Source organism: Methylobacterium sp. WL64, assembly GCF_008039945.1.
Lineage (GTDB): Bacteria > Pseudomonadota > Alphaproteobacteria > Rhizobiales > Beijerinckiaceae > Methylobacterium.
On the sequence record NZ_VRVA01000020.1, the window covers coordinates 24,198 to 43,269 of the forward strand.

General features: G+C 64.5%; 11 protein-coding genes and 1 pseudogene. 3 read left to right on the forward strand and 9 right to left on the reverse strand.

Going from position 1 to position 19,072, the window contains the following annotated elements; translation table 11 throughout:
- Positions 1-5: 5 nt before the first annotated feature.
- A complete protein-coding gene (locus tag FV242_RS12080; protein WP_147939094.1) occupies positions 6-1,763 on the reverse strand; it encodes an adenylate/guanylate cyclase domain-containing protein in 1,758 nt (585 codons plus the stop codon).
- 1,508 nt (positions 1,764-3,271) lie between these two features.
- Positions 3,272-3,985 carry a Crp/Fnr family transcriptional regulator gene (locus FV242_RS12090; RefSeq protein ID WP_147939096.1) on the reverse strand — a complete coding sequence of 238 codons (714 nt, stop codon included), beginning with the start codon at positions 3,983-3,985 and terminating at the stop codon, positions 3,272-3,274.
- A 519-nt stretch (positions 3,986-4,504) separates the two neighbouring features.
- Here FV242_RS12090 and FV242_RS12095 point away from each other — a divergent pair.
- The 3 genes and pseudogenes from FV242_RS12095 (at position 4,505) to FV242_RS12105 (ending at position 7,457) form a co-directional block, all read left to right on the forward strand.
- The gene (locus FV242_RS12095) at positions 4,505-5,212 is read left to right on the forward strand and encodes a helix-turn-helix transcriptional regulator (RefSeq protein WP_147939097.1); all 708 of its coding nucleotides are present in this window, start codon (positions 4,505-4,507) and stop codon (positions 5,210-5,212) included.
- Between the two features lie 102 nt (positions 5,213-5,314).
- A pseudogene (locus FV242_RS12100) lies at positions 5,315-5,668 on the forward strand (integrase core domain-containing protein); the annotation flags it as partial.
- 571 nt (positions 5,669-6,239) lie between these two features.
- Positions 6,240-7,457, forward strand: a complete 1,218-nt coding sequence (locus FV242_RS12105) for a M23 family metallopeptidase (protein WP_147939098.1) — start codon at positions 6,240-6,242, stop codon at positions 7,455-7,457.
- A gap of 285 nt (positions 7,458-7,742) precedes the next feature.
- Here the strand turns inward: FV242_RS12105 and FV242_RS12110 are convergent, their stop codons facing one another.
- The 7 genes from FV242_RS12110 to FV242_RS12140 form a co-directional block, all read right to left on the reverse strand.
- Positions 7,743-10,499 (reverse strand): PAS domain-containing sensor histidine kinase, encoded by a 2,757-nt coding sequence (locus tag FV242_RS12110; RefSeq protein ID WP_147939099.1) that lies wholly within the window; start codon positions 10,497-10,499, stop codon positions 7,743-7,745.
- A gap of 313 nt (positions 10,500-10,812) precedes the next feature.
- Positions 10,813-11,013 (reverse strand): hypothetical protein, encoded by a 201-nt coding sequence (locus tag FV242_RS12115; protein ID WP_147939100.1) that lies wholly within the window; start codon positions 11,011-11,013, stop codon positions 10,813-10,815.
- Positions 11,014-11,016: 3 nt separating this feature from the next.
- Positions 11,017-11,364 carry a DUF3140 domain-containing protein gene (locus FV242_RS12120; RefSeq protein ID WP_147939101.1) on the reverse strand — a complete coding sequence of 116 codons (348 nt, stop codon included), beginning with the start codon at positions 11,362-11,364 and terminating at the stop codon, positions 11,017-11,019.
- A 55-nt stretch (positions 11,365-11,419) separates the two neighbouring features.
- A complete protein-coding gene (locus tag FV242_RS12125; protein ID WP_147939102.1) occupies positions 11,420-11,932 on the reverse strand; it encodes a DUF892 family protein in 513 nt (170 codons plus the stop codon).
- Between the two features lie 141 nt (positions 11,933-12,073).
- Positions 12,074-14,113, reverse strand: coding sequence for a PAS domain-containing hybrid sensor histidine kinase/response regulator (locus FV242_RS12130; protein WP_147939103.1), 2,040 nt, complete (start codon positions 14,111-14,113; stop codon positions 12,074-12,076).
- Entirely contained in the window at positions 14,113-15,630 is a 1,518-nt protein-coding gene (locus FV242_RS12135; protein ID WP_147939127.1) for an ATPase domain-containing protein, read from the reverse strand. Before FV242_RS12135 ends, FV242_RS12130 begins: the two co-directional genes overlap by 1 nt.
- A gap of 251 nt (positions 15,631-15,881) precedes the next feature.
- The gene (locus FV242_RS12140) at positions 15,882-18,875 is read right to left on the reverse strand and encodes a PAS domain-containing protein (protein WP_147939104.1); all 2,994 of its coding nucleotides are present in this window, start codon (positions 18,873-18,875) and stop codon (positions 15,882-15,884) included.
- Positions 18,876-19,072: the final 197 nt, after the last annotated feature.

Consider the following 19,072-nt stretch of genomic DNA (forward strand, 5'->3'; position numbering starts at 1 on the left):
AAAAACTAGTCGGGGATTCCAGCCTCAAGAAGTTGCGTCGCGAAAAGATCGCGGACTTGGCCACGTAGCGGCGTTCGGCTGCGGAACATGCGGACGCGATATTCGGGAATACATTCGAGAAGCTGACAAGCGACGAGGCGGGCTTCCGCTCGATGCCCTGCTGCAACGAGGCTTGCGATCAGGCACCGCAGATTGGAGGCGTTGTTGGCGCCCTTAGCCGCAGATGCGCGGCCCCAGGTGATCGCATCCGGATACCGCCCGGCGAGGTAGTACGCCTGCGACAAATAGTGTTCCAGCCAAAAGGCATCGACGCCCAATGGTGATAACCGCACGGCGTGCTCGGCATGCACAACAGCGCGCGCCGTTTCGCCGGTGTAACCGAGGGTCAACCCACTGTAGGCCCAAGCCGAAGCACAGCTAGGGCCGGCAGCAAGAGCGCGTTTAAAATACTCATGGGCGCCGTTATAATCACAAAACAGATAAGACTGAAGATGTCCATAGATCGATAGGCCGACCGCGTCGCTTGGATCGCGCTCGATAGCCATCTGCGCGGCATGAGAGGCTGCGAGGCAGTCGGCATTCTCGTCGTCCGACCAGCCCTGGCCGATCCATTGCATGCCGAGCGATGCCAGGTGGGAATAGGCCGGCGCGTAGGCTGCATCGCAGACTGACGCCTGTTCGAGCAATCTCCTGGCCTCGATGAAAGACGTTCGCTCCAGTCTGTGAATGAGACTGAGTGCCTGGAGCGTGAGGTCATAGGCCGTGAGGCTGTCGGGTCGCTTGCGGTGTGCACGCGCAAGTTCGTGGGATCGCAAGTGCGGAGCGACGATCGACGCGACCCGCAATGCGATCGCATCCTGCATTTCGAAGACACTGCCGAGCATCCCGTCAAAACGATCTGCCCAGATCACGCCGCCTTGGTTTGCCAGTTCCACCGTGAGGCGCAAGGCATCCCCGTGTCGTCGCAGGCTGCCGTGCAGGACATAGTCCGCATCGAGTTCATGAAAAGCGCGGCGCATATCGACCGGGATGAGTTTGAACCCCGCGGTAGAGCTTCGCGAGATGACCAGCAGATCCTTGAGTCCGCTCAGCGCGCGGATGATGTCATCGATCATGCCTTCCGCAAAGTACGTATCCGATCTGCTCCTGTGCAGTGCCCGAAACGGAAGCACAGCCAGCACGGGCCTGTAATCACGACGATCGTCGCCTGACGATCGTTTCGATCGCTGTGGCGGCGTATGCACATCCGCTCCTGTCGGGACGGTCTTTGCGCAAGCGGCATACAGCATGACGGGCTCGCGGATGTTTTTCAGCCGCCGCTCGCCGACGCACGCGAAGGCCGACGGTAAGCGTTGGCTGACCTGATCGTAGACGGTCGCCGAGATCAAAATTCCGCCGGGATCCGCAAGTGGTTCCAGACGTGCTGCAATGTTTACCGCAGTTCCCCCGATCTGATCTCCCTTGACCATGATTTCGCCGGCATGGATACCGACCCTAAAAAGTATTCGCCGGTCGGCCGAAACCGCGGCCGTGCGGCGCTGGCAGTTGGTTTGAAAGCGCAACGCGCAGGTCACGGCCTCGACGGCGCTGGAAAATTCCGCAATCACTCCGTCGCCCGCGATGCCGAACACTTGGCCACCCGATCGCGCGATATCGCGGCAAAGCCTTCGGATTTCCGCGCATACGCGGCGGTGGGTATCCTCTTCCGCGCTCCCCATCAGGGTGCTGTAGCCAACGATGTCTGCCGTGAGGATCGCGGCCAACCGGCGCTGGATCTTCTCCTTGCCGACCGAAGCGACGCTAATCGCAGGGAGAGGCGACAATGTCTTGCCCTCGCGACAGCCAGGCTAGATCCAAGATCACGGGCATGCGTTGGCGTTCCATTTAACTGATGGCTGCATAAAGAGTCATCAATCCGAATGCGACGAAAATCAATAAAATACGTCACGTTCCGACAATGCAATCTGCGCCGATCCGGATTCATCGCACACCGATTTCATTGCTCAGATTGCATTCAATCCTTTCGAGTTGCACATAACAGTGGTCACGTCCGCGGCAGCACGCTGGAACCTATATCGGCGGTCGTGATTCGATCAACGTATTTTTTGAATGCTCGGTGTATCCGGTGCCTCCCCCTCCCGAGACCGATCTCGACCTTGCTTGGCCGCCAGCCGGTGAGGGGCGCCGAGCGGCGGGCCGCTCCGTGGCTTCGGGTTGCGCTTCGTTCTGCAGATCTGTCGATCCGCACTCCGGACTCTCTCTTCCACGCCGGTGTCGAGCGCCTTCAGCCCAAGCCTTTGGGGCAGGCGGGAAGCGCCCGCAGACGCCAACCCGGAGCGCGCATCGGGTGTCCGGGGGCTGATCAGCGCAGGATGCCGTCGATCCCGCACCGGGCGGATGCATCCGGCATCTTGGCGTGCGTCGCAGAAAGATTTCATCCCGGCGTACGTCGATCGATCGACGCGACTACGACACGTAAGCCAGATCCCGCGCTGTGGCGGGCGTCCCCAACGGAAGCGACTGTTCCGCGACCGTCGATCGCGCCGGATGGCTGCCGTGATCGGGCCAGCACCGATTACCGCATGTCGCGGTCCATCAGTATCGGAACGTGTTCGCCGTTAGGTGTCAAGTCTTTGAGCCATGCACGCTCAATAATTGAATCATAACATTCAGATTGTCAAAATAATAACGTCGTTTTATATAATATTCATTTCATAGAACGCATCATTAAAATTATAAAGTATGTGAAATAAATATTAGTTGCTGACAATTCAGATCATATTTGAATCACATTTAATCACCACATGAGTAATCGGATTGCACAAGCATCGCGGCCGATGACTTATTCGTAGTTATCTCAATCGGTGGGCCGCATCCCGGCACTGTGCCTGGATCGGCGCTTGTCTGGGCGGCTGCACCACGTTTCATCGCTGGCTGGACACACTACGTCGTCCCGCATCAAGCCAACATCCTCGAGTTCGCGGTCCGTGAAATGAACTAACACGCGGCGACTGCTCAGGATCCGCTGCCGTATCTCCAACAGTTCCAATAGGTAGCGCACCATCGCTGGCCTCCACAGAACGTGTACAGCACACGCTAACGGATCCTCCAAGTCACGGGTGTGCGATGCCTCACAGCGAAAATTACATAAGCGGCGATATTGCAATGAATATCTTATAATTTCAAATTATACAAAAATAAAAGATGTCCATTCGGACAGAACGAGTAAAAAATAGGATGTAAAAACTTGTGTTGAGCCGCCAAATCGATGTCAGGAGATTTCGAGAAATCCTGATGCGATATTTTGCAAAGCTTTGCGATTAAATACCGTGCAGGCACCCGGCGCCAATGTGACATAACCTTTGCGTTGCCACGCTGAAAGATGCCGGTTGATCCCCTCTCGGGAAAGACCAACCATGTGGCCAAGTTCGCGTTGCGTGGTCAGCACGCGGCCGCCGTTGCGGTCGGGGTCGCCGGCCAGCGTGAGCAGCGTTTTCGCCAAGCGCTGCTCGGCGCAGACGAAGGCATGATCCGACAATTGCTGGCTGGTCCTCCGCAGCCGTCCGCTCAAGATCGCAAGGAGCCGGATGGCCAGCATCGGGAAGTCGTTGACGAGGGGAAGGAGATCGCGCCGCTCCAACAACAGAAGGTAGCAGCGTGTCGCCGCGACCGCGTCGGCCGTGCGCGGCCCATCGTCGAGAAGAGCAATTTCGCCGAAAACCTCGTTCGGGCCGATCAGATTCATGATTAGCTCGGACCGGCCCTCCGGGCACGGTGTCGAAATTCGAACGTGACCGCTCACGACGGCGAGCAGTCCATGACTCTCATCGCCCCGGCAAAAGATGCGCTGCCCGCAGCGAAACGTGAGGGGCTGCGCGCGCACGGCGAGGCGCTCGGTGACGGTTTGCGGCGCGTCCCGAAATAGCTCGTGCTGGGTCAGCACACGTCGCTTATCGAACGCCGCGGCGGCTTTGTCGGACGGCACGCGTCAGGCTCCTTCCCCGGTTCGGGGCAGACGAGGCGCAGGTCTGCGGAAGAGCCCGAAAACCGACGGCGTAGTGCATGAGGATCTGTCGTTTCGTTCCGAACCAATCATATTGGACTGTATCCACGGCATGCCGAAGACAGATCGCAACTCCGAGATATCGCCAAATCGCAGCAGTGCAATACGGCTAGATACGAAATCGGTACAAGACCACCATACCCGCTCGCCCGGCGCAGCCGGCCGTGTCGAACGTCAATAAAAATTGAATCCCGCGGCGGGCGGGTGATGTCACGGCCGGCCGAAGGGGCGCATTGCGGTCTCAACGATCGCGCCGCGACCTGACATCAGGATCCGGCAACAGCAGGCGCGCTGCGATCGATGGTCCTCGCCGCCGCAGTCGTCCTGTTCTTCCGCGTGGTGCGGGGGTGACGAACCTCACACCCTTCCGCCTCCGACGGATTGCACTGTGTCCGCTCTCAAGAGGTCGTTTCACCTGAACCGGACGAGGGATCGCTCATGTTGGCTGCCGCAGACCCGACCCCGTTGATGCCGGGCGTCCCGCCGGCACCCCTCCGCGACACGAGGGGAGGCGGCTCAGACCGGTCGGACGGCGCTGATGGACCGCAACGCTCCAGGGTCGATCCGACGGGCGTCGCCGCCGCGCTTCTGGCTTTCGTCGAGCATTTCGAGGAAGGAGTAGCGGTCCTCGCCACCTGCGGGCGCGTGCTGTTCCTAAATTACGCCGCCCGCGCCATGGTTCTCGGTGTTCCGTTGCGGCTTGTGGATGGTCATCTCCGCGCCGGGGCGCCGAACGATACCGCGGCCCTTCGCAGGATGGTCTCGGGTTGCGCGGTGACGGGCAGCGGTTCGATCCGTCTCGTGAGCGAGGACAGGACATTGCTGATCGCCGCGAGCGCGCTGGCCCCGACACCCTATGGGACTGCCGAGCCAGCCGTGCTCCTGCGCCTGATCGATCCCGCTACCATCCGGCTGCCCGGGAAAGACACGCTGCAGGTGCAATTCGGTCTCACGCCCGCCGAGGCTGCATTCGCCCTAGAGATGCTGGCCGGGAACGATCTGGTGGCGAGCGCGAGCCACCGCGGGATCACGTTGCATACCGCACGCGTCCATCTGCGCCGCATCTTCGAGAAGACGGAGACACGTCGGCAGGCGGCGATGATACGTCTGCTCCTGCTCTGCCCCCGACTTGTCACGCGGCAGGCTTGAAGCGAGCGCTGATCGGACGGTTGACGCGGTTCACGAGCGAGGCAGGCTTCGTCCGGCCGTCGACATCGAACGCCGTCGGGATTAACTTCCTGGAAGCCGCGCGAACTCAGGGTAACCAAGCCGCGTCACTCCTGGACCAACAGTCAGGTCGAGCGAATGAACCGCTCGATCAAGGACGCGACGGTCAAGCGCTACCACTACGACAACCACGCGCAACTCTGCGTTCACCTGGCTAACTTCGTTGACGCCTAAAACTTTGTCCGCGGCCTTAAGACCTTGCCTGGGCTCACCCCCTATTAGGCTATCTGTAAAGCATGGTCCGCCGAGCCCAGCCGCTTCAAGTCAAACCCACTCCACCAAATGCCGGGACCAAACAACTCGTTGATTTGCTTGCCCTCTGCCGTCCTGTACCACCGCGCCCGATCCTGTAGCTCAATAAGTTGGCTCGCTGGATGATTGCCGAACCCTCATGTTGCTTGACCTCTTGCTAACATAGCGCGCAGTCCTGCTCTTCAGCGGATCTGTCGCTGGCATGTCTGACCGCAAGCATCCTCTGCGGGTGGGGCGGCCCACCCGCTTCGAGATGGGGGGCTAAAGTCTGATTTCCAACCAAAGCCGATGTTATTGGGCGGCTGGCCAGTGGCCGCTTTAGAGAAGGGCCGATAGCTATTCGCGTGAGCGTGATAGGTTGGTGCAGGTCCGTCCGCTTTTCCGGCTGGCCCTCCCCGGAGCGGTCATTCTGCTATCGGCCAGATCAGGACGTCAGCATCCGCGCACGCTCGCGTCGCGAGAACGTCGACTGGTCCGATGTAATGCGCGATCTCGCCCGGCAGACATTCACCACGGCCGAAGGTCGGGACCGATGGCGGTTGCGCCCTCGCGCATCAACGTCGTGCCCGCGCGGCTTCAGATTTCCAACACATGGGCTCGAAATGACCGGTATCGGTAAAACCGTTTCGACTTCTATTCTTGCTCCCAAACGGTCGGTGCGGCGCGCCGAGCGATTGTCTCAGCCCGGAGGAACTGTATGCGTGCCCTGACTCTCGTCCGCGCTGCAGCCATCCTCGCGCCTCTGTTCTGCGGAGCGGTGCGGGCGGCCGAAACCGGACAACCGAGCGCCTCCACGGTGCCCGTCATGACGCCGCTCATTGCCGATGTCCTGACAGCGCCACGCGTCGTGCCGATGTCGGACGGCCGCAATCACCTCGTCTACGAACTCCGCCTCTCGAACGTGCTGGATGGACGGTTCGACCTCAAGCGGCTGGTCGTGCTTGACGCCGGCTCACAACGGCCGCTCCTGGCGCTCGATCGGGAAGCGATCGGTCAGCGGTCGTCCCTCGGTGGCCGTCGGGGAAACGCGACGGCGTCGCTCGGGGCTTATCAGTTCGGGATCGTCTTCCTTCACATCATCCTGCGGGCGGACGAGCGTATTCCCGAGGCCCTCGTCCACGAGATCGAAGGGTTCGCCGAGCCGCTGAAAGCCGATCTGTCGATGCAGATTGCGAGAACCCCGGTCATCGATCGATCCTTGCCTGTCCTGGCGGCACCGCTACACGGCGGTGGCTACATCGTCGGGGATGGCTGCTGCGATTCGATTCGGCATGTCCGAGCTCTCCTGCCGCTCAACGGGGCCTTACGCTTGGCACAGCGCTACGCAATCGACTGGGAAAGGATCGATGACGAGGACCGGATCGTGCGCGGCGATCTGAAGGACGTGAGAAGCTACCGCATCTACGGTGAGCCCATTCTGGCCGTGGCAGACGGCACGGTGGCTGGCTCGCGCAACAACTTGCCCGACCAAGTACCGGGTGCGCTGCCGTCGAATCTGCCGATCGGCGAAGCGGACGGCAACTTCATCGTCATGGACATCGGTGGTGGAGCGTTCGTTCTCTACGCCCATCTCAAGCCCGGAAGTGTCGGCCCGGGCGTCGGCGATCATGTCAGGCGCGGCGACCTCCTCGGCGAGGTCGGCAACAGCGGCAACAGCCAAGCGCCACATCTGCACTTGCACGTCATGGACAGTCCGAACGCACTTTTCGCAGACGGGCTGCCCTACGTGTTCGAGGCCTTCACCGTTCCCGCTGCAGTCGATGCAGGGACCGCTGACTTTGATCACGCCGAGGCGACCGGCTCCCCGCTTCGCTTGGCGCGGAAGACCCGACCGTCGGCCGTGCGCGACGTCCTGCCGCTCGACCTCTCCATCGTCGATTGGCCGGCGCCACCGTCGAAGCCAAGCAAGCCGTAGCGATCATGCGCTCAGGAGGCGGACTGCGTCGCTCGCAGCGCGGTCCGCATGGCAGTCCGAGGCAATCTGGATGGCACCCGACGCGCGGAAGGGCCACGAGCGGTCGCACGGTGGCGGGATCGCGCCCATTTCGGACATTCAAGGAGTTTTAAGCCTTCCTGAATAGCGGACATTCAGCAACACTCAGCGATCAGTCGCGGGACCATGATATGTATGATCGTATCCCGGGACCGGTAGAAGGGTGAGCGTGGCGGTCGGGCTACCGCCATTCGGGCGATCCGGCCCTTATATCGGGGCGGCGATGAGATCTTTGATGCGGGTTGCGAGGGCTTCCAGAACGAACGGCTTGGTCAAAACCTGCATCCCCGGGCGGAGGTGCCCGTTCCCGAGAACGGCGTTTTCGGCGTAGCCGGTGATGAACAGCACCTTCAGGTCCGGGCGCCGCTCGCGTGCGGCGTCCGCCATCTGGCGGCCGTTCATGCCTCCGGGCAGGCCAACATCGGTCACCAGCAGATCGATGCGGACGTCCGACTGCAGCACCTTCAGACCCGAAACACTGTCGGCGGCCTCGATGGCCGTATAGCCGAGATCCTCAAGAACCTCGGTGACCAGCATCCGCACCGAAGGCTCGTCGTCGACGATCAGTACCGTCTCGCCCTGGCCGGCACGCCCGACCTCTGCGAGACGCCGTGTGACGTCATCCTCATCGGCCGCGCCGTAATGGCGCGGCAGGTACAGGCAAACCGTCGTACCCTCGCCGACCTCGGAGTAGATCCGGACCTGCCCGCCGGACTGTCGGGCGAAGCCGTAGACCATTGACAGGCCGAGCCCCGTGCCCTCGCCCAGGGGCTTGGTGGTGAAGAACGGCTCGAACACCTTGGTCATCAGGTCCGCGGACATCCCAACGCCAGTGTCTGTCACGCACAGGCTCAGGTACTGGCCCGGCGGCATGTCGTGCTGGGTTGCGCCGGCATCGTCCATCCACCTGTTGGCGGTCTCGATGGTAATGCGGCCGCCGTCCGGCATCGCGTCCCGGGCGTTGATGCATAGGTTGAGCAGGGCGTTCTCAAGCTGGCCCGGATCGATCAGGGCCGGCCAGATTCCAGCGAGCCCCACGACCTCCAGGTGGATGGCCGGGCCGACCGTGCGGCGAATGAGTTCCTCCATGTCCGTGACGAGGCGGTTCACGTTCGTGGGCTTCGGATCGAGGGTCTGCCTGCGCGAGAAGGCGAGCAGGCGATGCGTCAGGGCTGCCGCCCGCTTGGCCGCGCCCTGTGCCACCGTCATGTACCGGTCGATGTCGGTGAGCCGACCCTGGGCCATCCGGGTCTGCATCAGCTCCAAGGAGCCGGAGATGCCCGCCAGAAGGTTGTTGAAATCGTGCGCGAGGCCGCCGGTAAGTTGACCGACCGCCTCCATTTTCTGGCTCTGGCGCAGTGCTTCCTCGGTTTTGGCAAGGGCCTCGGCCTGGTGCTTGACCCGAGTGACGTCGCGGACAGTGGCGTAGATTAACCCGTCGCTCGGGACTGCATTCCACGACAGCCAAACATGGCTGCCGTCCTTGTGCCTGTAGCGATTCTCGAAGGTGAACTGGGCCTCGCCGCGCGACAGGCCGGCCGCCGCCGCCAGGGTGGCCTCGATGTCGTCCGGGTGCACGAAGTCGAGGAATGGCCGCGCCTTCATCTCTTCCTCAGTCCAACCCAGCGTCCTCGGCCAGGCCGGGTTGAGGCTGACGAAATAACCATCGAGGTTGGCTACACAGAGCAGGTCAGAGGAGGCTTTCCAGACTTGGTCGCGCTCGGCGGTACGGGCCGCGACCTGGCGAGAAAGGTCCACTTCCGTGCGCTTCCGTGCGGTGATGTCGTGGACGAACACGTGGAAGCCGTCGACGGTTCTGTCAGTCGCGCGGCGGGGCAGGTAGCGGATCTCGGCGATGCGGGGTTCCCCGTCGCGACGCGGCCAGTCGAGCTCGAAGGTGACCGTCTTGCCTGCAAGCGCCCGGTCGATGTACGGCCTCCGAGCGGCGTAGGCCTCCGGCCCAAGCAGGTCTCTGACGTCCCGGCCGACGACCGCCTCGGCCGGGATGGAGAACCAGTCGTCGTAGGCGCGGTTGGCGAAGCGATAGACGTGGTCGTCGCCGATGAAGGAGATTAGGACGGGCAGCGCGTCGGTGATTAAGCGGAGCTCGCGCTCCCCTGCCTCGGCCCGCTTCTCGACGGTCCTTCGTTCGGTGATGTCCGAGAAGAAGATGGCGACCCGTCTTGCGGAAGCGTCCCCGGTCCTCAGGGCACGGACGTCGAACCAACGTCCGAAGACTTCGGCGTAGTGCTCGAAATGGGCGGGCTCGCCGGTCAGTGCGACGTGCCCGTAGGTGTCGAACCAATGCCGTTCCAGGTTGGGAGCGAACTCGCTGACCCACCGTCCCGCGACATCGGCCCCCGTCTGCCGCACGAAGGCCGGATTGGCCTCGACGATCCGGTAGTCGACGGCGCGCTCGCCCTCGAACCGCATCTCGACGATGCAGAACCCGACCTCAATGCTCTCGAACAGCGTCCGGTAGCGCGCCTCGTTTTCGCGGAGGGCGACCTCGGCAAGCGTGCGTTCCGTGACGTCGTGCCCCTCGACAAAGATGCCGCTGACCGTGCCGTGGGCATCGGTGATCGGTTGGTAGACGAAGTCGAGGTAGCGCTCGTTGACCGGTCCACCTGGCACAGCCTGGACGTCGAACCGGGCAGCCGTGGCCCTATGTGCCTTGCCCGAACGGAAGACCTGGTCGAGCAGGTCGACATAGCCCTGCGCCGCCGCGTCCGGCAGAACCTCCGCCACGGTGCTTCCGACCACGTCCCGATGATCGATGGCCTGCTGGTAGGCGGCGTTGGTCAGCGCGAAGCGATGCTCGGGCCCGGTCAGAAGCGCGATGAAGCTCGGGGCCTGCTCGAACATCTGCGCGAGCGAGGCCGACTGGGCACGTAATTGGCGCACCTCAGCTTCGAGTTTGTCGCGTGTCAGGGTGGTTGGGTCGGATCGGTGCGAAGCCTGCATGTCGGGGCGTTAGTAGGCAAATGTGTTGGACGCGAGGAGGTTGGAGCCAGTTCGTAGCGGCGCCGACAGGACGCCTGAGACGAAACATGTAACCAGCCGGAAGGCTCATCCCCAGAGTCGACCGTCTTCTGACGAAATGCCACTATGGCGCAGGGCCGCCAGGGTTCTGCAGGCTTCCGAGCCCCTGACGCGATGCTTGCGACTCAAGCGCAGCATAACGTCGGCATAGGCATGGTGGCTATCCATCCTCAGAACGTGGCCCGGCGCCGCCAGGTCTCGTGCGTATCTATTCCGGTTCTGACCTTACAAAACTTTACGACGTTCGAAGGTTTGAGGCCGAACCAAACGCCTCCAGCGCCGCCTGCCCCGCTACCTCGGCATCCTCGGCCGTGTCGTAGGCTTCAGGGGCGACGCGGACGGACACACCGTCCGCGTCCGTGAGGTGCCACCGGTAGCGAGCGTGATCCTGGCCACAAGCCTCGACGGTGGTGGCGATCGGGGTGGGGTCATCCATGGATCAGGCCTTCATCGGGTCGTGGCCCCAGTTCATCAACGACATCCGCCAAGGCGAGTCCTTCATGTCGGCCTTGTCCTGTGGGCCACCTTGCTTCAGGTGCCGGTGAACGTAGCCGACGACCTTGCGCATGTGTCCGTAGTCGTCGTCCGACAAGTCGGATTTCTTCTTGTGCAGCATCTCTACGATGCGGCGCCCTTCTTGGTGCCCCGTCGCCTCGCCCCCGTCCTTCTTCTGGCCGACGGCTTGGCTATCCTCGCTCCCGAGATGCTTATCGAGGGCCGCGGCAGTCATGTTCACGACCTCCTTGAACGCCTTGTAGGTCGCCTCGTGATCGTCCTTGTCCGCCATCGTTCAACTCCGAAACGGGAAACGAGCGACCTGAATGAGGCCGCCCGGAAGCGGTTCAGCAATCGGCCTTGGCGCCGCTAAGGGTGAGGTCGAGGTAGGTCTTGGTCACCGGTTCGATCAGCGCCGCGATATCCTCGGCGGCCTTCGCCTCTTCCTCGGCCGTGGTGTGGAAGGCCGAGACTTGGTCGGTCTTGCCGGCCTTTTCCGCGATGACCGCCAACGAGCGGTAGGCGGCGACTTGGTCGTACTGGTAGGCGTAGCCCGCGTAGAGGTTCTTCAGCGTCTCGTCTTGGGCGATGCCGTGCACGGCGGCGCCAATGGAGCCGGCGACGCTGGTGACGGTCTCCTTCAGGGTCGAGGGGCTCTCGCCGATGGCGGCCAACGCCTTGTCAAGGCGGTCGATCTGCGCCTTCGTGGTCTCGACGTGGCGTCGAAGGACGGCTGCGTAGTCGGGATAGCGCTCCAGGCCCGAAAGCTGACGTTCCATCTGCTCCAGGCCTTGCTTCTCAAGGGCGCGGGTGTTGCGCAACGCGCCTGCGTAGATCGTGGCGATGTCCGTGCCGGCCATGTATTCGAGGCTCCGATTTATTCAGGGTTCGGCGGCCAACGTGGGGCGGGTACCGCCGTTCCTGGAATGTCCTGCGGCGGAAGCGCCCCGCCACGCCTCGGAAGGTGGAGGTTCGAGGGCACCCGGAGCGTTCGCCGGACCTCACTCGCCATTTAGGACGAGGCGCAGGGACCGGGCGAGCTCGTCCCGTCGATAGGGCTTGTTCAGGACCGGCAGCTCGCCCTTGCCGATGACTTGGCCCTCGTCGAGATTCGCGACGTAGCCCGAGGTGAGCAGGACCTTCAGCCCGGGGCGCAGGCGTTGGGCCTCGACAGCGAGCTGGGACCCGTTCATCCCGCCGGGCATCACGACGTCGGAGAACAGGATGTCGATGCGTTCGACACCCCGCAGATGCTCCAGTGCCTCCGCCGCGTTGCGGGCGACGACCACGCGGTAGCGCAATTCCTCCAGGCTCTCGACCGCCATGCCGAGCACCTGCTCGTCGTCCTCGACCAGCAGGACGGTGTCGCCGTCCGTCGCCCTCCTGAGCGGCAGGGAGCCGCCCGTACCGACTTCCTCACCCGCGGGGTCCGAGGACCGTGGGATGAGCAGCCGGAACGTCGTGCCGGCATCCACGACGGATTCGATGGCGACGTAGCCGCCTGCGCTGCGGGTGAAGCCGTAGACCTGGGATAGGCCGAGCCCGGTTCCCTTGCCGACTTCCTTGGTTGTGAAGAACGGCTCGAACACCCGCGCCAGGGCCTCGGGCGGAATACCGGATCCGGTATCCGCGACCGAGACCTCGACGTAGTCGCCCGGCGGCACGCCCTTGTCGGCCACGGCGGCGGTGTCGAGGCGGACGTTGCGGCTGGCGACTGAGATCCGTCCGGCGCGGTCGCTCCCATCCATCGCGTCGCGGGCGTTGACCACGAGGTTCAGCACCGCGGCCTCAAACTGAGCCGGGTCGATGCGGATTGGGTCGATGGTCGGATCGAGGTCGAACGCCATCTCGACGGCACCGCCGGCCGCACGCTCGGCCAGGGGCCGGAAGTCGAGGAGCAGGCGGTTCGGGTTGAGGGTCTGCGGCCGCAGCATCTGCCGTCGCGAGAAGGCCAGGAGCTGCTGGGTCAGCTGTTCGCCGCGGCGCGCGGCGCCCATGGCGGCCTCGGCCAATCGCACGACGCGCTCGGTGTGCTCCGGCTTCCGGATCATCATGTCGAGGCCGCCGACGATGACGGTGAGCAGGTTGTTGAAGTCGTGCGCCACGCCCCCGGTCAACTGCCCGATGGCCTCCATCTTTTGGGCTTGGCGCAACGCGTCTTCAGTGACCCGCTGGTCGGTCCGGTCCATGACGATGCCGGCCATGCGCACGGGTTCGCCGTCGGCGCGGTACTTCGCCCGGCCCTTGGCGGCGATCCACCGGATCGCACCGTCGAGTCGCTTGATGCGGCACTCCACGTCGAGGGTTCCGGTCCCAGTCGCCCGTACGAAGGCGGCCTCGACGAGCAAGCGGTCCTCCGGGACGACATGGTCGAGGAAGTCCGCCCGACCCCAGGTTGCCACCGGTTCGTCGTAGCCGAAGATCGCGTCGTGGCGGGGGGAGCGCCGTGCGTTATCGCTGGCGAGATCCAGATCCCAGGAACCCATGCCGGCTGAATCCAGCGCGAACGAAAGTGTCTCGCGTGCGGCCTCGACCTCGCGGGTACGCTCCGCGACCCGGCACTCCAGCGTCTCGTTGGCTTCGCGGAGCCGTTCCTCAGCCTGTTCGCGTTCGAGAATGTGCCCACGGGCCTGGTACTGCCGCCGCCTCACTCGGACCGCCGACGCCACCGCGCTGGCGAGGGTCTCGGCGTTGATGGGCCGCTCCAGCAGCACGACGTTGCCGAGCCGCTCGATGATGGCGGCCGCACGCGCCGGCCTGCGTCCGGCCTGGCGCGTCGCCAGCAGGATGAACGGGAAGTCCGACCATGGCGGCTGGGCGTCGATCCAAGCATCGAGCGCGGCCGTGTCGGCCTCCACAAGGGACTCTTCGGTCACGACCGTGGTTGCCGCCCCGTCATTCAGTGCGGCGACCCACGCCGTCACGTCCGCGCAGATCGCGGCGGGCGTCCCCGACTTGGCGAGCAACTGATGGATGACGCCTGCATCGCGTCCGCGCGGTGCCAGGATCAGGACCCGACTCTCGACCTCGGAGGCGGACATCACGTGACGGGTCCGGACGTCACCGTCTCGCCTTCCAGCATCGCGACCTTGCCCCCGTAGGCCGGCAGCCCTGTGAGCACGCCCTGGAAGTCGGTCAGCACCTCTCCGACCTGAAGTCCAGTCGCCGAGATGCGCAGCTCCCGGATCGTGCGCTCGTGCGCGTTGACCCGGCTCTTGACCACCGAGAGTGCGGTCCGGACCGATCCTTGCGCCTCGAAGTACCTGAACAGCAGGATGCCGTCGCTGAGGTAGCTGAGGTCGACGTCACTGCGAACCTCGCCGATGACCCCGTGCTGGCCGAGGACGATCACGGTCGTGACGCCCTTCTGGTCCAGGTAGCTCAGGAGCTCGTGCATCTGCAGGATCAGGTACTGCTCGTCCGGCATGGCGTGGACGTAGGCGTTGAGGCTGTCGATGACCACGAAGGTCGAGCCATTCTGCTCGACGGCCTCGCGGACACGCGAGGAGAGCTCGCCCGGTGAGATCTCGGCCGGGTCGATCTGCATGAGGTCGAGCGAGCCGTTCGCCACGTACGGTCGCAGGTCCATGCCGAGGAGGGCGGAACGCGCGAGCAGGGTCGCCTTGCCCTCATCGAACAGGAAATAGCTCGCCCTCGAACCCCGTTCGAGGGCGGCGAGCAAGCAACGGACGGCGGTGGTCGTCTTGCCGCTGCCGGAGGGCCCCATCAGCAACGTGCTGGTCCCCTTCACGAGGCCACCGCCGAGCAGGAGGTCGAGTTCGGCCAGGCCGGTCGTGTTCGTGACAGGATTGAAGTCAGCTCCGTGTTCCGCGGCGACGAGGCGGGGGAAGACGGTCAGGCCGCCGGTGTCGAGGATGAAGTCGTGGAAGCCGCCTCTGGCCTTGACGCCACGCATCTTGAGAACGCGGACGCGCCGACGTTCGGCCCCGAACTGGCGCTCCATCTGCTCCAGGACGATGACGCCGTGGGCGATGCTATGAAGCTGGACGTCGGCGGTGTTGTCGTCGAGCATCAGCACGGTGCAACGGCGTGACGCGAAGTATTGCTTCAGGGCCAGGATCTGCCGCCTGTAACGCAGCGGGTTCTGGGCCAGCAGGCGGAGTTCCGAGAGGCTGTCGAACACGACGCGGCTCGGTTCGAGCGCGTCGACACGCTCCATGACCTCACGCACGGTCTCGCCGAGTTCGACGTCCGAGGGATGCAGGATCGACTGCTCACTGTCGGGGTCCAGACCGAGTTCGTTGACGAGTTCGTAGACCTCGATGCCGTCGAGCGACCAGCCATGGGAGGCAGCGCCCGCCCGAAGCTCGTCCGCGCTCTCGGAAAGGGTGACGTAGAGGCCCTTCTCGCCCCGCTCGACGCCTTCGAGCAGGAACTGGAGCGACAGGGTCGTCTTGCCGGTGCCGGGGGTGCCTTCCACGAGGTAGAGGCGCTGCGGGGTGAGACCTCCGGCCAGGATGTCGTCGAGGCCCGGGATGCCGGTTGACACCGCGGTCCGGGCAGGGGTCGGAACGGAACGCTTATCGTCGTCGGGCATGGGCACCATGATGCGGGAGCGGCGCAACGGCAGACGCCCGAAACGCGGGCGGCTCATGAGCCTCTCGAAGAACCTAGTGATTTCCCAACGCGTCGTCGAACGATAGGTCCCCGCGGCGCCCTTCAGGCGATGCCGGATGTGCGGAGCGGCGACGCCGTGAAGCCGGTCTCCGGAGGCCCCATGCCCGATCAGGGATTGCGGGGGCACGCCTAAACTTGCGATGGACATCGGAACCCGACCTCACCGCGGCATCAGGCCGCCTCGTCCCTGGTTTCCTGCATCGACGCGAGCGGCGCCTCCAGCCGACAGACGAGCCCAGCGGGGCTGTAGGTCATACGCACGTCGCCACCGACGTCTGCCGCGAAGCTGCGCTCGATCAGTCGAGAACCGAAGCCGCGGCGCGACGGCTGTGCCAGGATCGGTGGGCCACCCTGTTCGGACCAGGTTAGGCAGAAGCGCGGCGTGTCGCCCTCGTGGACGACGTGCCAGCGCAGGTCCACGGTCCCATCCTCGTTCGACAGGGCTCCGTACTTGGCCGCGTTGGTTGCGAGTTCGTGGAGGGCGAGCGCCAGGGCGAGGGCCGGCTTGGCGGCAAGCGGCACGTCGGGACCGCTCGAACGGATACGCGAGACCGCCTCGCCGCGGTGAACCGCCAGGGCGCCGTCCACGACCTCTGCGATGGGAGCCTGGGTCCAGCTGGACTGGGTCAGGATGTCGTGCGCACGCCCGAGGGAGATCAGGCGGGCGGAGAACGCCTCGCGGGCGGACTCGATGTCTGCGGCGTTGCGGAAGGTCTGGCTGGCGATCGCCTGGACCATGGCGAGGGTGTTCTTGACCCGGTGCTGGAGTTCGCCGGTGAGCAGGCGCTGGTGCTCCTCGGCGCGCTTGCGTTCGCTGATGTCGAACATCGCGCCGATCATCCGCACGGCACGACCATCATCGTTCCGTATGACGTAGCCGCGGTCGAGGATGTCGGCGTAGGACCCGTCCGCCCGGCGGAACCGGTACTCGTCGGTCCACGCCGTGTCGATCCGGTCGATGACGGCGTGGATGGAGGCGTCGATACGGGACCGGTCATCGGGGTGGATATGGGCGATCCACCAGTCGCCGGTGGGCTCCACCGTCTCCGGTCGGTGTCCGTGGGCGACGTGGAGCGCCTCGTTCCACAGGACAAGGTTGGTGGTCAGGTCCCAGTCCCAGATCGCGTCGTTGGTTGCCCGTGCGGCGATGCGGTAGCGCTCCTCGGTCTCGCGCAGGGCCTGCTCCGCCCTGCGGCCCTCGGAGACGTCGCGCGCCGTGCCGATGAGGCGTATCGGCCGGTCGCCCTCGAACAGCGTTTGGCCCCTCGCGGAAACCCAACGCTCGATCCCGCCCGCCGGGTCGATGGTGCGGTACGTGATGTCGTAGGTGCCGCCGCCGGCCGGATCGAGCGCCGCGGCCACGGCTCGGTCAGCCCGTTCGCGGTCGTCCGGATGGAGGCGGGCGAGGTAGACCTCAAGGCTGACCGGATCGTCGGGTCCAAGGCCGAAGAAGGAACGCGTGCGGACGTCCCACTCAAGCACATCGGCGACCAGGTCGTAGTCGAAGATGCCGGTGCCGGTCGCGTCGACGGCAAGCCTCAGCTGTTCCCGCGCCCTTGCGAGGTCTTCCACGGCCTGCCTACGGTCGTGGATATCGCTGTTGCTGCCGAGCCAGCCAACAACGTGCCCGGTGCCGTCGCGCATCGGCTCGGCCCGGATCAGGAACCAGCGGTAGGCCCCGTCGAGCCGTCGCAACCGGGCCTCGGTGTCGTAGGTGACCTCGCCCATGCGCGCCGCATCCCATGCCTCTCGGAGGCCGGGCAGGTCGTCCGGGTGGATCACCTCCGCCCATCCCCACGGCAGGGCCTGCTCGGGGATCTGTCCGGTGTAGGCGTACCAACGGTCGTTGAGATAGCTGAGGCTGCCGTCCGGATTGCCGAACCAGATGACGGCCGGGGCGAGCGTCATGAGCGCCTGAAAGCGTTCCTCGGCGACCTTGCGCTCGTGGATGTCGAGTGAGGTTCCGATCCAGCTGCGGATCGTTCCATCGGTGTCCCGTACCGGTTGGGCTCGGGATAGGAACCACCGGTACTCGCCGTCCACCCGCCGAAGGAGGAACTCGACCTCGTAGGGCCGGCCCGCCGAGGCGGCGGAGAGCCATGCCACACGGGTCGCGTCGCGATGATCGGGATGGATCACGCCCATCCAACTGGCCTCGCCGGTCTCGCCGGCCGGGAGGCCCGTGTAGTCGTACCAATAGGCGTTGCAGTAGGAGATCGTCCCGTCGGCATCGCCGAACCACACCACCTGCGGGCTCACCTCGACGAGGGAGCGGTACCTCAACTCGCTGGCTTCCAGTGCTGCCGCGACCTCGCGCTCCTCGGTGCGGTCCCTCAGGATCTTGAGGTAGCCGAGCACCTCGCCGCCGCCCGACATGAGCGGCTTCACCTCGCCCGTCGCCCAGAAACGGCTGCCGTCCTTGCGCACGTGCCATCGCTCGTCCGGACCGTTTCCGGTCAGCCGGGCGAGCTCCATTTCTTCGCGCGGGATGCCCCCGGCCCGATCCTCAGGCGTGAAGAACACGTCGAGTGGGAGACCGAGCATCTCCGCCTCGATCCAGCCCATGATGCGCTCGGCCCCGGCGTTCCACCGGGTGATGCGTCCTTCCGGATCGCTAGCGACGATGGCGTAGTCGGTGGCGCCGTCGAGGATGCGCTCGTTGAGCAGACGCTGCTCGGCCTGCTCCCTGAGGGAGCGGCGAAGCTCCATCTGGCCCATGGCCTGTCGGGCGAGACGCATCAGGCCCTTGCGTTGTCGATCCGTGAGGTCGTGCGGCTTGGTGTCGAGCACGCAGACCGTGCCGACCGGTTGGCCTTCGGGAGTCCTCAGCAAGGCGCCCGCATAGAAGCGCAGGCCAGGCTCGCCGGTCACGAGCGGGTTGCCTGCGAACCGCGGGTCGTGGCTCGCATCGGGGATGCACAGGAAGTCTTCCTGGAGCAGCGCCTGCCGGCAGAAGGAGGTCTCAAGCGGGGTCTCACGGACGCCGAGGCCGATCTCGGCCTTGAAGAACTGGCGCCCGTCGCCGACGAGGTTGACCACCGCGATGGGCGTCTCGCACAGGTCCGCGGCGGCCTCGGCGATCTCGTCGAAGTCCTGCTCGGGAGGCGTGTCCAGCAGCCGGTAGCGGTCGAGGGCTCGAAGGCGTTCGACCTCTCGGTCGCTCATCGTGATGCGATCCATGGGAATGTCAGGCCCAAGCGGCGTAAAGCGTTCCGGCCAATCGGGGTTCTGGTATCGCAGGACATCACATCCACGCTCTCATTCCGTCGTCCGAGCTATTTCTGCAAACATTGCACGACCTTATCGCAATGGTCACCACGTCACCATGCGATCCGCGCAGCGTCCCGGCGGTCGTCGTCCGA